General features: G+C 69.3%; 16 protein-coding genes. 6 read left to right on the top strand and 10 right to left on the bottom strand.

Annotation, left to right across the window (positions count from 1 at the left end; translation table 11 throughout):
- Positions 1-65: 65 nt before the first annotated feature.
- From ACZ4TR_RS01785 to ACZ4TR_RS01795, 3 genes are all read right to left on the bottom strand, one after another.
- Positions 66-215 (bottom strand): hypothetical protein, encoded by a 150-nt coding sequence (locus ACZ4TR_RS01785; RefSeq protein WP_284750174.1) that lies wholly within the window; start codon positions 213-215, stop codon positions 66-68.
- 260 nt (positions 216-475) lie between these two features.
- The gene (locus ACZ4TR_RS01790) at positions 476-1,666 is read right to left on the bottom strand and encodes an AAA family ATPase (RefSeq protein WP_465285336.1); all 1,191 of its coding nucleotides are present in this window, start codon (positions 1,664-1,666) and stop codon (positions 476-478) included.
- Between the two features lie 153 nt (positions 1,667-1,819).
- Complete coding sequence (locus ACZ4TR_RS01795; protein ID WP_465285337.1) at positions 1,820-2,554, bottom strand: MerR family transcriptional regulator; 735 nt, start codon at positions 2,552-2,554, stop codon at positions 1,820-1,822.
- A 176-nt stretch (positions 2,555-2,730) separates the two neighbouring features.
- On the opposite strand from ACZ4TR_RS01795, the gene ACZ4TR_RS01800 reads away from it, so the two are divergent.
- Positions 2,731-3,270: a DoxX family protein gene (locus ACZ4TR_RS01800; RefSeq protein WP_465285338.1), complete on the top strand. Its 540-nt coding sequence runs from the start codon at positions 2,731-2,733 to the stop codon at positions 3,268-3,270.
- A 46-nt stretch (positions 3,271-3,316) separates the two neighbouring features.
- Here the strand turns inward: ACZ4TR_RS01800 and ACZ4TR_RS01805 are convergent, their stop codons facing one another.
- Complete coding sequence (locus tag ACZ4TR_RS01805) at positions 3,317-4,606, bottom strand: acetyl-CoA C-acetyltransferase (protein ID WP_465285339.1); 1,290 nt, start codon at positions 4,604-4,606, stop codon at positions 3,317-3,319.
- Between the two features lie 93 nt (positions 4,607-4,699).
- On the opposite strand from ACZ4TR_RS01805, the gene ACZ4TR_RS01810 reads away from it, so the two are divergent.
- Positions 4,700-6,034 carry a 3-oxoacyl-ACP reductase gene (locus tag ACZ4TR_RS01810; RefSeq protein WP_465285340.1) on the top strand — a complete coding sequence of 445 codons (1,335 nt, stop codon included), beginning with the start codon at positions 4,700-4,702 and terminating at the stop codon, positions 6,032-6,034.
- A gap of 1 nt (position 6,035) precedes the next feature.
- Positions 6,036-6,878: a MaoC family dehydratase gene (locus ACZ4TR_RS01815; protein WP_465285341.1), complete on the top strand. Its 843-nt coding sequence runs from the start codon at positions 6,036-6,038 to the stop codon at positions 6,876-6,878.
- On the opposite strand, the gene ACZ4TR_RS01820 is transcribed toward ACZ4TR_RS01815, so the two are convergent.
- Positions 6,870-7,526: a TetR/AcrR family transcriptional regulator gene (locus tag ACZ4TR_RS01820; protein ID WP_364510291.1), complete on the bottom strand. Its 657-nt coding sequence runs from the start codon at positions 7,524-7,526 to the stop codon at positions 6,870-6,872. The two genes, ACZ4TR_RS01815 and ACZ4TR_RS01820, sit on opposite strands and share 9 nt — an antisense overlap.
- Positions 7,527-7,652: 126 nt before the next feature.
- On the opposite strand from ACZ4TR_RS01820, the gene ACZ4TR_RS01825 reads away from it, so the two are divergent.
- Positions 7,653-8,315 carry an SCP2 sterol-binding domain-containing protein gene (locus ACZ4TR_RS01825; RefSeq protein WP_465285342.1) on the top strand — a complete coding sequence of 221 codons (663 nt, stop codon included), beginning with the start codon at positions 7,653-7,655 and terminating at the stop codon, positions 8,313-8,315.
- Between the two features lie 51 nt (positions 8,316-8,366).
- Positions 8,367-8,936, top strand: coding sequence for an SCP2 sterol-binding domain-containing protein (locus ACZ4TR_RS01830; protein WP_465286262.1), 570 nt, complete (start codon positions 8,367-8,369; stop codon positions 8,934-8,936).
- Positions 8,937-9,059: 123 nt separating this feature from the next.
- Here the strand turns inward: ACZ4TR_RS01830 and ACZ4TR_RS01835 are convergent, their stop codons facing one another.
- Together ACZ4TR_RS01835 and ACZ4TR_RS01840 are read right to left on the bottom strand one after the other, a co-directional pair.
- A complete protein-coding gene (locus tag ACZ4TR_RS01835) occupies positions 9,060-9,434 on the bottom strand; it encodes a very short patch repair endonuclease (RefSeq protein WP_465286263.1) in 375 nt (124 codons plus the stop codon).
- Positions 9,435-9,518: 84 nt separating this feature from the next.
- Positions 9,519-9,986: an FxsA family protein gene (locus tag ACZ4TR_RS01840; RefSeq protein ID WP_465285343.1), complete on the bottom strand. Its 468-nt coding sequence runs from the start codon at positions 9,984-9,986 to the stop codon at positions 9,519-9,521.
- Positions 9,987-10,054: 68 nt separating this feature from the next.
- On the opposite strand from ACZ4TR_RS01840, the gene ACZ4TR_RS01845 reads away from it, so the two are divergent.
- Entirely contained in the window at positions 10,055-10,360 is a 306-nt protein-coding gene (locus ACZ4TR_RS01845) for a hypothetical protein (protein ID WP_465285344.1), read from the top strand.
- Here the strand turns inward: ACZ4TR_RS01845 and ACZ4TR_RS01850 are convergent.
- From ACZ4TR_RS01850 to ACZ4TR_RS01860, 3 genes are all read right to left on the bottom strand, one after another.
- A complete protein-coding gene (locus ACZ4TR_RS01850) occupies positions 10,357-12,303 on the bottom strand; it encodes an ABC transporter ATP-binding protein (RefSeq protein WP_465286264.1) in 1,947 nt (648 codons plus the stop codon). The genes ACZ4TR_RS01845 and ACZ4TR_RS01850 overlap by 4 nt on opposite strands.
- Before the next feature lie 20 nt (positions 12,304-12,323).
- On the bottom strand, positions 12,324-12,914 hold the full coding sequence (locus ACZ4TR_RS01855) for a TetR/AcrR family transcriptional regulator (protein WP_364510812.1): 591 nt from the start codon (positions 12,912-12,914) through the stop codon (positions 12,324-12,326).
- A 160-nt stretch (positions 12,915-13,074) separates the two neighbouring features.
- On the bottom strand, positions 13,075-14,373 hold the full coding sequence (locus ACZ4TR_RS01860) for a dihydrolipoamide acetyltransferase family protein (protein WP_465285345.1): 1,299 nt from the start codon (positions 14,371-14,373) through the stop codon (positions 13,075-13,077).
- Between the last annotated feature and the right edge of the window lie 13 nt (positions 14,374-14,386).

Raw genomic sequence — 14,386 nt, forward strand, 5'->3', positions numbered from 1 at the left:
TTACAGCCTCAGCACTTTGTGGCATAGGTCACTCGAATGGGCGACCGCCACGGGGTGAGGCGGGATCAGCGCATGTAGCCCGTGCGAGCCTGCGCGATCGCGATGAGTTCCTGACGGACCGTCGCGGTCGCGGCGGTGTCGATCGCCCGGTTCAGCGCCCGGCGAGTGCGAACCTCGGCGCGACGGGCACGGAGCTTGGCGGCGATGTTGTTCATCGGTTTCTGCATCCCCTTCAAGGGTCTTGGTGGCTTGTGCCTCTAGTATGCACCTTTTTTCACAAGGATTCCAACGAATATCCGGTGACTTGGCACACTCGCCGATGAATCGTCGGCAAACCTGGGTACGGGCCGGAAAGATGGAGGGTGGCCGCGGTCACGGCAAGGCAACCCGCTACGGTTCTCTACCGGTCTATAGGGATTTCCCAAGAAGAGGGTAGGAACGCTCATAGAGCGCGAGACGTCCGGAAAAGCCCAGGTCAGTCGCGTCCGAGCAGGTAGTGGCCGAAGTGCGGCACGGTGAAGGCGATCTGGCCTCGCTCGGCGGAGAACACCAGACCCTTCTTCATCAGGCTGTCACGGGCCGGCGACAGCGAAGACGGCTTCCGCCCGAGGAACACGGCGACGTCGGCGGTGCCGGCGGGCTCGTCGCGGCCCTGGGTCAGCTCGGCCATCGCCTGCAGGTACTCCCGCTCGGCCGGCGTCGCCCGGTCGTACCGCGAGCCGAAGAAGCCGACGGCCAGCTCCGACTCCGCTTCGGGGGCGGCGACCTGGACGTCCTTGACCGTGATCGGGTCGGACGGCGCCGCGTCCCAGGCCGCCTTGCCGTAGGCCTGGATGAAGTACGGGTAGCCGCCGGACGCGTCGAAGAGGGCGTCGAGGGCTTCCGGCTCGATGCCGGCGTCCTCGCGCTCGATCGGCGCCATCACGGCGAAGTCGGCGTCCGCGCGGTCGAGCCGGTCGATCCGCGCGTACCGGAATAGCCGCTCGGAGTAGGACTTCGACGCCGACAGCACCGCGGGCACGTGCGGCAACCCGGCCCCGACGACGACGAGCGGCGCGCCGGACTGCGAGAGCTCGTGGCAGGCGGCGCACAACGCGGAGACGTCGTCGGGCTGCAGGTCCTGGATCTCGTCGATGAGCAGCGCGACGCCGGTCCCGACGTCCGCGGCCAGCTCGGCGACGTCGGTGAACAGCTCGACGAGGTCGATCTCGATGTCCCCGGAGTCCGCGCGGCCCTGCGCGGCGGGCACGTCGATGCCGGGCTGCCAGCGGTCGCGCAGCTTGGCGTCGGCTTTGTTGGCCCGCAGCGCGAACGCCTTGAGCACGCCGAGCACCTCTTCGACCCGGTCCGGCGCGCGGTGCCGCACGGCGAGGTCCCGGATGGCCCGGTGCAGCGCGGCGGACAGCGGCCGCCGCAGCTCGGCGTCCGGCCTCGCCTCGATCTTCCCGGCACCCCACTTGTGCCGCACGGCCATCGCGCGCAGCTCCCCGAGCAGCACGGTCTTGCCGACCCCCCGCAGCCCGGTCAGCACGAGACTGCGTTCGGGTCTCCCTCGCGCAACCCGTTCGAGCACGACCTCGAAGGCCTTGAGCTCACGCTCGCGCCCGGCCAGCTCGGGCGGCCGTTGCCCGGCGCCCGGCGCGAAGGGGTTGCGGATGGGGTCCACGCTGCCAAGTTATCGACGTATCTAGCGCGAGCCCGATATTCCGCCATAGACGCCTAGGCGTGTCGCCGAGGTTCGACCGGATGGCCGTACATAGAGACGAACAGGTCTGCAGCCCTGCTCGTCCCTACCCCCAGCGCGCACTACGACGTGGCGCTAGGCGTTCAGGTTCCGCTCCGCGTAGATCTTCATCGCGTCGCGGACGAATTCCGCGGCCGCGCCTTCGAACCCGTAACGCGGGTCGTCCACGTACAGCTGCCCGAGCCCCGCGAAGTATCCCGCGGACACGGACGACACCGCCGGCCGAAGCCACTCGTGCAGCCGCCGCGCGATCGCCTGGACGTCGTCGGCGCCGGCCGCGAGCCCGGCCGAGTGGGCCGACCCGAATGCCGCGGCGATGTCCAGCTGCTCCTGCTGGTGGGCCTTCTTCTCGTCGGCGGACAACGAACTCCACCACTGGTCACCGCGCCGGTACGCGTCGGCGCCCCAGCGGCGCGTGACCTCTTCCTCGTACCGCGTGTGGTCGAAACCGTCGAAGACTTCCTCTGCCATCAGTCGTTCACCTCCCTTCAGTTTCCGTAGCGTGGTCCGGACCGAATCGATCTGCCGTCCGATCCGCCGCCGCTCCTGTTCGAGCAGCTCCAGGTGGGTCTCGAGCGCCGCGACGCGGTCGCGTTGCCCGTCCAGGACCTCCGCGATGGCCGGCAGTCCGAGGCCGAGTTCGCGCAGCAGCAGGATCCGCTGCAGCCGGACGAGCGCCTGCTCGTCGTAGTAGCGGTAGCCGTTGCGGCCGACGCGGCTGGGCTCCAGCAGGCCGACCGCGCCGTAGTGGCGCAGCGTCCGGCTCGTGGTCCCGGCCGAGCGGGCGAGGTCCTGGATCGACCACTCCATGCCTCGACGATAGAAGTTGACGCAGCGTCAAAGTCAACCGCTAACACTTTCTAGCCTTCTCTAGCGTTCGAGCGATATTCGCGCAGAAACACCGATGAGGGTTCGAGCGGCAGCGGAGCGGGCACCCAAGCGATAGGTTCGACCAGGCAGCGGCCCGTACGAGGAAGGCAACGACCGTGATACTCCGTCGAGTGGCACGTCCCTTGCTGGCCACGATCTTCGTGACCGGCGGGATCAATGCGCTGAGGCAGGCCGAGGGACACGCGAAGGCGGCGGAACCGTTCCTCAACAGCGCGTTCGAAAAGGTCGGCGACGTCGTCCCGGAGCAGGTCCCCCGCGACCCGGTGACGCTCGTCCGCATCGACGCCGCCGTGAAGATCGGCGCCGGCCTCGCGCTCGCGTCCGGCAAGGCGCCCCGGCTGGCCGCGGGGCTGCTGCTCGGCAGCCTCGTGCCGACGACGCTCGCGACGCACAGCTTCTGGGCCATCAAGGACCCGGGCGAGCGCCAGCAGCAGCAGGTCCAGTTCTTCAAGAACGCGAGCTTGGCGGGTGGCCTGCTGCTCGCGGTCAGCGACACGCACGGCAAGCCGTCGGCGGCTTGGCGCGCGAAGCACGCCGCGAAGGACGTTTCAGCTGCCGCCGGGAAGCTGAGCCGCAAGGGCCAGAAGCGTGCCAACAAGCTCGCGAAGCGGACCCAGAAGGCCCTCCCCAACTAGAACGCGAAAGGGCCGCCCCAGCGAGGGGCGGCCCTTTTTCGTGCGGTTACTTCTCCAGGATCGCGGTGACGCCCTGGCCGCCGGCCGCGCAGATCGAGATCAGGCCCCGGCCGGATCCCTTCTCGTGCAGCAGCTTCGCCAGCGTCGCGACGATCCGGCCGCCGGTCGCGGCGAACGGGTGCCCGGCCGCCAGCGACGAGCCGTTGACGTTGAGCTTCGCCCGGTCGATCGCGCCGAGCGGCTCGTCCAGCTCCAGCTTCTCCTTGGCGAACGCCGGGTCCTCCCACGCCTTGAGCGTGGCCAGCACCTGCGACGCGAACGCCTCGTGGATCTCGTAGAAGTCGAAGTCCTGCAGCGAAAGCCCGGCGCGCGCGAGCATCCGCGGCACGGCGTACGCGGGCGCCATCAGCAGGCCCTCTTCGCCGTGGACGTAGTCGACGGCGGCGGTCTGCGAGAACGTCAGGTACGCCAGCACCGGCAGCTTGTGCGCCTTCGCCCACTCGTCGGTGGCGAGCAGGACGGTCGACGCGCCGTCGGTCAGCGGCGTCGAGTTGCCCGCGGTCATCGTGCCGCCCGGGCCGCCGAAGGCCGGCTTGAGCTTGGCGAGCTTCTCCGCGGTCGAGTCCGCGCGCAGGTTCTGGTCGCGCGTGAGCTTGAGGAACGGCGTCACGAGGTCGTCGAAGAACCCGCGGTCGTACGCGGCGGCGAGGTGCTGGTGGCTGGCTGCGGCCAGCTCGTCCTGCGCCTCGCGGGTGATCTCCCAGATCTTCGCGGTCAGCGCCGCGTGCTCGCCCATCGACAGACCGGTGCGCGGCTCCTCGTTGCGCGGGATGGCCGGGACGATGTGCCCCGGCCGGATCTTCGCGACGAGCTTGAGGCGGTCGCCCAGCGTCTTGGCGGAGTTGAGCTGGATGAGGATCTGGCGCAGGTCCTCGTTGACGGCCAGCGGCGCGTCGCTCGTCGTGTCGACGCCGCCGGCGATGGCCGAGTCGATCTGGCCGAGCGCGATCTTGTTCGCGACGTTGATGATGGCCTGCAGGCCGGTGCCGCACGCCATCTGGACGTCGGACGCGGGCGTCGCGGGCGAGAGCTTGCTGCCGAGCACGCTCTCGCGGGCCAGGTTGAAGTCCTTCGAGTGCTTGAGCACGGCGCCGGCGGCGACCTCGCCGATCACCTCGCCCTGCAGCGAGAAACGGCTGACCAGGCCGTCGAGCGCGGCGGTGAACATGTCCTGGTTCGACGCCTTCGCGTACGGGCCGTTGGAGCGCGCGAAGGGGATCCGGTTGCCCCCGATGATCGCGACCTTGCGCACGGCGGGGGCTTTCTTCGGCGGCATGAACTCCACCTCTCTCGTCGGCTCTCTCACACTGTAACCTACTCGGCAGTAGGTTAGACTGCGACGTGACGCAGACTGCACGGGAGGCAAGCGATGGCTGACAGGTACCAGCAGTTCACGAAAACCCCGGTGGGGAAGTTCGTGGTGCCGAAGCTCGGCCTGCCCAACCCCGCCACGCTGCGCCGCTACCAGCCCGGGCAACCCGCTCTCGAGGGTCCCGCACTTCTGGGCGCCGCGCCCGGCGGCCGGCTCGAGAAGACCCTTCGCGACCAGATCGCCGACGCGGGCATCGAGGTCATCACCTCCGCGGCCGACCGGCACGCGGCGCTCGTCTTCGACGCCACCGGCGTCACCGACCCTTCGCGCCTGCGCGAGGTCTACGACTTCTTCCACCCGGTGATCCGCAGCGTCGGGCCGTCCGGCCGGGTGGTCGTCCTGGGGACGCCGCCGGAGCAGGTCGAGGGCCGCGAGCGAATCGCTCAGCGCGCTCTCGAGGGCTTCGTGCGCTCCGTGGGCAAGGAGCTGAAGCGCGGCGCGACGGCTCAGCTCGTGTACGTCGCCGAAGGTGCCGAAGAGGCGACGGAGTCGACGCTGCGTTTCCTGCTCTCCGCGAAGTCCGCGTTCGTCGACGCGCAGGTCATCCGGATCGGTGCCGAAGGCAAGACGGCGTCGGCGCCCGCGAGCTGGGAGAAGCCCCTCGACGGCAAGGTCGCGCTGGTCACCGGCGCGTCGCGCGGCATCGGCGCGGCGATCGCCGAGGTGCTGGCCCGCGACGGCGCGCACGTCGTCGCGCTCGACATCCCCGCCCAGGGCGGCGACCTGTCCAAGGTGGCGAACAAGATCGGCGGGTCGTCGCTGCAGCTCGACATCACTTCGCCGAGCGCGCCCGCGAAGCTCGCGGAGTACCTGAAGGAGCGGCACGGCGGCGTCGACATCGTCGTGCACAACGCGGGCATCACGCGCGACAAGACGCTGGGCAACATGAGCGAAAGCGCGTGGGACTCCGTGATCGCGGTGAACCTCGCGTCGCAGCTCGCGGTGAACGACAAGCTGCTCGGCGATCACGTGCTGAACGAGAACGGCCGGATCATCGGCGTCTCGTCGATCGCGGGCATCGCCGGCAACGTCGGCCAGGCGAACTACGCGACGTCGAAGGCGGGCGTGATCGGCATGGTGAACGTCGGCGCGCCGCAGCTCGCGGCGTACGGCGGCACGATCAACGCGGTCGCGCCCGGGTTCATCGAGACGAAGATGACGGCGGCGGTCCCGCTGTTCATCCGCGAGGCCGGGCGGCGGCTGTCCAGCCTCGGCCAGGGCGGCCTGCCGGTCGACGTCGCCGAGACGATCGCCTGGTACGCGAACCCGGCGTCGGCCGCGGTGAACGGCAACGTGGTCCGCGTCTGCGGCCAGGCCCTCCTGGGGGCGTGACGTGGCGATCCGCGAACTCGACAGCACGCCGAGCCTGGCGACGCTGTACCCGAAGGCGCTGCTCGGCGGCGTGCTCCGGAAGGCGTCCGGCTCGACGTTGCCGGACACCGAACTGGTCCGCACCGGCGTCGTCGTCGACTCGGCGCACCTGGCGGCGTACAACACCGTGTGCGGGTTCCGGCTGAGCGACGAGCTGCCGGCGACGTACCCGCACATGCTGGCGTTCCCGCTGCAGATGGCGCTGATGACCGAGCCGGGGTTCCCGTTCCCGCTGCTCGGCATGGTGCACGTCGCGAACCGGATCACCCAGCACCGCGCGCTGCGCCTGAGCGAGCCGCTGACGATCCGGGTGCGCGCGGAGAACCTGCGCCCGCACGAGAAGGGCCGTCAGTTCGACGTCGTCAGCGAAGCCTGGGCCGGCGACGACCTGGTGTGGGCCGACGTCAGCACGTACCTGCGTCGCGGCTCGTCTTCGGGGCCGTCCGGGCGCCGTGAGCAGCTGGCGCCGCCGACGCCGGACGCGATCTGGCGCGTCCCGGGTGACATCGGCCGGCGCTACGCGGAGGTCTCGGGCGACCGCAACCCGATCCACCTGCACCCGCTGACGGCTCGCTTGTTCGGCTTCCCGAAGGCGATCGCCCACGGGATGTGGACGAAGGCCCACGCTCTCGCCGCGTTCGAAGGCCGCCTGCCGGAGGCGTTCACGGTGGACGTCCGCTTCAAGCAGCCGGTGCTGCTGCCGGCGAAGGCGGGCTTCACGTCGTGGGCCACTCCGGAGGGCTGGGCGTTCGAGCTGTGGAGCAAGGCGAAGCCCCACCTGGAGGGGACGATCACCTCACTCTGACGGCTTCCAGACCTCGCCCTCGATGAGGTCGTTGAAGCCGAGCCAGACGAGGTTCATCAACCATGACGCGAGGACGCCGTCGGAGATGTCGGGGTGGTCGAGGGCCCAGTCGGCCAGCGACTCGGCCGCCCCGACCAGTGCCGCCGACAGGCCTTCGCCGGAGAACTCGGCCTGCTCGCCGACGCCCTTGCGGGTGCCGGCGGACACGACGAGCGCGGCGACCAGCTGGATCGCGCGCACCCGCATGTCGGTGACCTCCGCGGCGAACGCCCCGCCGACGGTCAGCGCCTGGCGGTGCAGGACCGTCCACGACTCGCGGTACTCGGCGACGAAGCGGTAGAACGACCGCAGGCCGTGCCAGAGCTGCATGTCCGGCGGCAGATCGGGCTTCACGCCGGCCTGGATGGCCTCGAGCAGGCGGGTCGCCTCGCGGCGGATGCACGCGCCGAACAGGTCCTCCTTGGACCCGAGGTAGGTGTAGATCATCGGCTTCGAGACACCGGCGACGTCGGAGATCTCGTCCATCGAGGCCGCGTGGTAGCCGTGGCGCGAGAAAACCTGGACGGCGGCGTCCAGGATCTGCCGCTCGCGGACGGCGCGCGGCAGCCGCCGGGCCCGTTCGGGCGGACGCTGATCATCCTCTGACACGCTGGACCTCCCTGTTGCTGCCCGGAGACGGTACCGGGCGTTGCCCCGGGAGGGTGATTTCGGCACGCTTGCCCGCCTACCTACTGGCGGGTAGCCTACGGGTGAGTAGCTTGAGAGGGAGTGACCATGGCCGACAACGCCGGGATGACCAGCGCAGATCAGGTCGCGGAGCTCCGTGGGGCCGCGCTGGTGAACGCGCTGGAGCGGCTCGACCCGCTCAGCCCCGAGGCGCACGCTCTCGACGCCGACACCCTGGCTGAGGCGGTCGACCCCCGCGACCTCGGCAAGGACGACTTCCGCCGTTTTCTGAAGGCGCTGCTGACGCTGGCCTCGCGCGCTCCGGCGTTCGACTTGAGCAAGGTGGACCCGGCGCGCTTCGCGTTTCTGGTGTCGGCGGCGTCCCGCGCGCAGCTCGAGAGCGTCGTCGCGGAACGTCCCCTGCGAGAGCGGGTATTGGACGAGATCTTCGCCCGCATGGGCGCGCACATCCGGTCCGACAGGGCCCGTGACCTGCACGCGGTGGTCCACTGGCGCCTGTCGGGTGGAGTAGGTGAAGGCGGCTACGACCGCTACGAGACGGTGATTTCGCACGGCTCGTGCACGGTCACCCGGGACATGCGCTCGTCCCCTCGGGTCACGATCACGATCGCACCCGCGGACTTCTTCCGCCTGATCACCCACCAGTCGACGCCGGCGGTGTTGTTCGTCACGGGAAGAATCAAGGTCAAGGGCGATTTGGCCTTCGCGGCGGGCCTGATCGGATTCTTCGACCTCCCCCACCCCGTATAGTTCGTCGCCGTGCCCCGAAAAGCGAAGTGGCGCCTTTCCCGGCCCCGCGGTATGCGCGCCGGCCACGCGGTCAACGCGTTCGCGGACAAGCTCGTCATTGCCAACTTGACGCCTTCCCAGTTCATCCAGGTCCTGGAGACGCTGCACATGCTGGGCGAGTCCGGCGCGGGCATCGAGCTGAGCTCCCTGTCGACGGACGTCCTGGTGGACGTGGTCAAGCGCGCTTCGCGAGACCAGCTGAAGGCGATCGCGGACCACCCAGAGCTGCGCGCGGTGTTCCTGGACGAGATATTCCGCCGAATGTCCGAGCATTTCCTCCCGGAGCGCGCACGTCACGTGGATTTCGTCGTTTCGTGGCGCTTTACGGACGGCGCCGGCGAGGACGGCTACGACCGTTTCCAGACGGTGATCGAGGACGGGTTGTGCGTTTCTTCAACGGACCTGTCCCGAACCCCGGACACCACGATCACGCTGTCGGTGGACGACTTCATCAGGATGGCGACGGGCAACGCCGCGGTGGCGGCGATGTTCGTGACGGGCCGGGTGAAGGTGAAGGGCGAGTACGCCCCGGCGGTGCGGTTCTCCAGCTACTTCGACATCCCGAAGCCCAGCGTGGACTAGTCCAACGACAAGGGGGCACCGAACCACCGGCTACTACCCGTGGCCGGGGTGAGCCGTCGTCCGACAGAGCGGCAACGCGATCCCACCTTGTCGGGCTGCCTATGTCTGCTGAAGGACTGATCTTCACCGGCGTGCCCGGACAGCGGCCACGACCCGCTCGGCCGCCGTCTCAGCTGTCTCGTGTTCCCAGATTCGAAGCGCAAGCCAACCGGCTTCCTCGAGCCGAGAGTCGGTGTCGGCGTCGCGTCTGCGGTTGGTTTCGATCTTCTCGCGCCAGAAGTCCGCGTTGTTCTTCGGCCACGTTGCGTGCTCCGGACAGCCGTGCCAGAAACATCCATCGACGAAGACCGCGACGCGGGCGGGGCCGAAAACCAGGTCCGCTTCCCGTCGCACCCCTTTGACCGGTCGCCGGTGGACTCGGTAGCGCAAGCCGGCGCCGTGGAGGAACTTGCGCAGCTCCATCTCGATCCCGGTGTTCCGAGACTTCTGCTTGCTCATCCGGACGCGTATCGCGGATGTGGTCTTCAAGCGCTCCACGCGCACATTGTGACAAGGTTCGAGGCGCCGGGCCCAGTGTGTGGACTAGTTCTCCACGATCCGGCCTTCGATGACCGTCGGCTGGTCGCGGCGAGGCTCCTTCGGCGGCACGACCTCGCTGTCCACCACCATCACCGGCCCACGCCGCTGGTTGGCGAACCGCACCGCCCGCTTCTCCATCCGCTTCAGCCACAACCGCCGAGCCACCGCCCGCGACGGCGGCAGCATCAGCAACAGCCCCAGCACGTCGGAAACGAACCCCGGGACCAGGATCAACACGCCGCCGAGGCCTACCAGCATCCCGTCGGTGAGTTCCTTCTCCGCCGGCTGCCCCGCTCGGGCCGCGGACGTGAACGCCCTCATCGCCTTGGCGCCTTCGCGGCGGGCCAGCCAGGAGCCGATGAACGCGCCGGCCAGCAGGAGACCCAGCGTGCCGAGCAAGCCGACGGCCGAGCCCACCGCCCAGATCGCGGCGATCTCGGCGAAGACGTAAAGCAGGAACGCGACAGCCATGCCTGCACAACGAACGACCTGTCCGATTTGCTCCCGCGCCCCGAACGCACCGGCTAGTGTCACCCCTCGTGCCCGACTGGCTCCGCTGGCTTCTCATCGCGTTGTGCCTGGTCCTGGCCCTGGCGGGGCGTCGGCGGAATTCGGTGTTCCCCCGGGCACCTGGACTCGCCCGCCGCCGGGCAGTTCGACGTCGCGCAGGTGCTCGACCTGCTGAAATCGCCCTCTCCGTCGTCGCCGGGTTCGGCGGGGTCGCGGACTGCGTGCTCGACACCGTGACCGTCGCCGACACCGGGGACAACCCGCGGACGCACCCGTGGCCGAACAACGAGCTGCGCGGTGGCACCTCGCTGCCCGGCCATTACCTGACGTCTTAGCTCGGGATCTCGTCCAGGTACGCCTGCGCCTGCAGGGTGAACAGCTCTGCGTACCCGGCCTTCGCCGCCATCAGCTCCTCGTGCGTGCCGTACTCCGCCACCTTCCCGTAGTCCAGCAGCAGGATCCGCTCCGCCTGCCGCACCGTCGAGAACCGGTGCGAGATGTACAGCGTCGTCCGGCCCTCGGACAGCTCGCGCAACCGCGAGAACAGGTCGTGCTCCGCCTGCGCGTCCAGCGCCGACGTCGGCTCGTCGAGGATCAACAGCGGTGCTTCGCGTTGGAACGCCCGCGCCAGCGCGATCTTCTGCCACTCCCCGCCGGACAACGAAACGCCCTGGTCGAACCACCTCCCCAACGGGCTGTCGTAGCCGCTGGGCAGCCGCTCGATGCGCTCGTCCGCGCCCGCTCGGCGGGCCGAGTCCTCGATGTGCGGACGATCCTCGAGCCGCGTCAGGTCGCCGAGGCCGATGTTCTCCGCCGCCGTTCCCTGGTACGTCACGTAGTCCTGGAACATCGCGCTGATCCGCTTGCGCAGCTCGTCCGGGTCGTACTCGCGGATATCGACGTCGTCCAGGAGGATCCGGCCGGCGGTCGGGTCGTACAGCCGGCACAGCAGCTTGAACAACGTCGATTTGCCCGCGCCGTTCCGGCCGACCACCGCCACCGTCTCGCCGGGGCGGATCTCGAAGCTGACGTCCTCCAGAGCCGGCTCATCCGAGCCGGGGTAGGCGAACGTCACCGAGTCGAACGTGATGTGACCGTCCACTTCGGACGGGAACGGCCGCGGTGACGCGGGCGCCGTGATCTCCGGCTTCGTGTCCAGGAAGCGGTACAGCGTGTCGAGGTAGAGATTGTTCTCGTACATCCCCGAAAACGCCGTGAACAGCCCGGACACCGACGTCTGCACGGACGTCGCCGCGGCCGTGTACAGCGCCAGGTCGCCGAGCGTCAGCCGTCCGCCGACGGCCTCCAGTGCGATGTACAGCGCGATCGCCGAGCCCGCGAGCGTGCTCAGCAGCCCCCACGACGTCGAGCTGAGGTTGCGGTTGATCGTCAGCTTCCGCTGCCGCTCGTACGACACCAGGCCGAGCCGGCGGAACCGGTCGACGAAGTACGGGCCGAGCCCGAACAGCTTCGTCTCCTTGGCGTACGTGTCCGTCGTGACCAGCGAGGACAGGTAGTCCATCCGCCGCTTGATCGGCGACATCAGGAACGTCAGCCAGAACGCGCGCGAGCCGTACTTCGACTGCGAGATGAACGCCGGGATCGGCGCCACCAACGCGACCAGCGCGAGCAGGGGGCTGATCGCGACGAGCAGTGCGATCATGCTGCCGAACGTGATGAGCGTCCGGACGAGCCCGAGCGCGGAGTTCATCATCGACAGTGGCCGAGTCGGCGCTTCCTGCGCCGCCTGGCGCAGCATGTCGTACGACGTCGAGCCCTCGAAGTACGCGAGGTGCAGCTCGCTGGCGTGGGCCATCACCTGGTGGCGGATGGTCAGCGTCATGCGTTCCTGTAGCAGCGACTGCGCGATCGACGTCAGCGCGCTGCTGATCGCGGTCGCGGCGAGCACGCCGAACTGGAACAGCGCGACGTTCACGATGTCGCCGGTGGTGCCCTTGCCCTGGATCGCCGCGACGACGGCGTCGAGCAGCAGCTTCGCGATGTACGCGGTCGCGGTCGGCAGGAGGCCCGACAGCAACGTGATCAGCGCCAGGAGGATCGTCAGGACCGGGCTGGCCTGCCACGTCAGCTTCACGACCTTCGGCAGGCCGCGGACCGTGCCCGCCACGGACGTCTTCGCGCGCTTCAACCGCGAGCGAAGGTCCTTCGGCTGGTCTTCCGGCTGGGGATCGGGGATTTCGACCGGTCCGGTGAGCCCGCTTTCCGGGACCGTCGAGGCGTGCCGCCGTCTTCCCCGCCGAGCCAGCATGAACTCCATGCCGCCCCCACCGCCCGGGATCATCGGGCCTCCACGGCGCCGTGCAGGAAGACGTCGACCACCTGGCGCGTGGTGGCGGGGTCGTCGAGGGGCGCCATCCGGCGGCCGCCGAACAGCAGGGTCAGGAACAGCGCGGCCAGCTGCTCGGGCGTCAGCCGCAGGCGGTCCTTGTCGGGCTCGAACAGCTCGGTGATCGCGCCGCGCATGGCGGCCATCGACTCGCTGCGGCCGCCCTTCCACGTGCCGCGCCGGTCCTTGAGCCGCTGCTCGGGGTCGCGCTGCTTGTGCCGGCCGGACGCGTGCAGCGCGCCCATCAGCGCGCCCATCCGCTCGAGGTGCGCGCCGAGCGCGTCGGCGGCCTCGACGAGCCGGTCTTCGAGGGGTTGGTCGATCGGGATTTCGGCGATCGCGTCGAGCACGTGGTCGGGGCGCAGCGCCTCGGCGGTGCACGCGTCGAACAGCTCGTCCTTGTCCTTGAACGCGCGGAAGATGGTGCCCTCGCCGATGCCGGCGGCGCGGGCGATCTGGCTGGTCGTCACGCCGGCGCCGTGCTCGATCAGGAGCGGCAGCACCGCGTGCACGATCATGGCGCGCCGGGCTTCGACGCTCATGCCCGGCGCTCTCCGCCGGGTTTCGGGTGCTGGTGTCATGCGACCAGTGTGCGGAGTGAGTACTCACTCCGTCAAGCGAGTATGCCGAGGGCGAAAGCCGTGAAGGCCTCCTTACCGGCCAAGAGAGCCGGTAAGGAGGCCTTCACGGAACTTCGGAAACTCAGTACGTCATCGCCATCGCCGGGTCGGCCAGCAGGGCGCCGACGTCGGCCAGGAACTCCGAACCCTGCTGGCCGTCGACCACGCGGTGGTCGAAGCTCAGCGACAGCTGGAGCACCTTGCGGACCTTGATCTCGCCGTCCACCACCCACGGCTGGTCCTTGATCGCGCCGAGGCACAGGATCGCGGACTCTCCCGGGTTGATGATCGGCGTGCCCGTGTCGACGCCGAACACGCCCACGTTCGTGATCGTGATCGTGCCGTTCGCCATGTCCGCCGGGGACGTCTTGCCCTCACGGGCGACGTCGGTCAACGTCGTGAGCGCCTGCGCCAGCTCCTTCAGCGACAGCGAGTCGGCGTCGCGGACCTTCGGCACGATCAGGCCGCGCGGGGTGGCCGCCGCGATCCCGAGGTGCACGTAGTCCTTGTAGACGATCTCCTGCGCCGCTTCGTCCCACACCGCGTTGATGTCCGGGGTGCGCTTCGCCGCCAGGCAGACGGCCTTGGCCGCGAACGTCAGCGGCGTGACCTTCACCCCGGCGAACTCCCGCGACTTCTTCAGCTTCTCGCGGAACTCCATCATCGGCGTGACGTCGATGGTCAGGAACTCCGTGACGTGCGGAGCCGTGTACGCGCTCTGCACCATCGCGGCCGCGGTCATCTTGCGGACGCCCTTGATCGGCACGCGCCGCTCACGGGACCCGCTGTCCACAACGGACTCGACGACCGGGGTGCCGTTGGCTGCACGCTCGACGTCGTCCCGGGTGATCACGCCACCGTCGGCGCTACCGGTCAGTGCGTGCAGGTCGACACCAAGGTCCTTCGCCAGCTTCCGCACCGGCGGCTTCGCGAGCGGGACGTACCCGCCGCGAGGAGCAGCAGGAGCAGGAGCGGGAGCGGCGACAGCGGTAACCGGAGCAGGAGCAGGGGCGGGTTCCGCACCCTTTCGCGCTCGCCGCTGCGTGACCACCGTCTTGGAGCCGTAGCCGACCAGCGGCTTCATCTCCTCCTCGGCCGGCTCTTCGACCGGTGCCGGAGTCGCCGCCGCACCACCGGGGTCGACGTCGATGGTGAGGATCGGCGTGCCGACCTCCACCGTCTGCCCCGGCTCGACGTGCAGCTCCGTGACCACCCCGGCCCACGGGATCGGCAGCTCGACGGCGGCCTTCGCGGTCTCGATCTCGACCACGATCTGGTTGACCGTCACCGTGTCGCCCGGCTTCACGTGCCAGGACAGGATGTCGGCTTCGGTCAGCCCCTCGGCCGTGTCGGCCAGGGGGAACTGTTTGTACGTAGGCATTGCGCGGAGATCC

Source organism: Amycolatopsis sp. NPDC028719 (assembly GCF_055565395.1).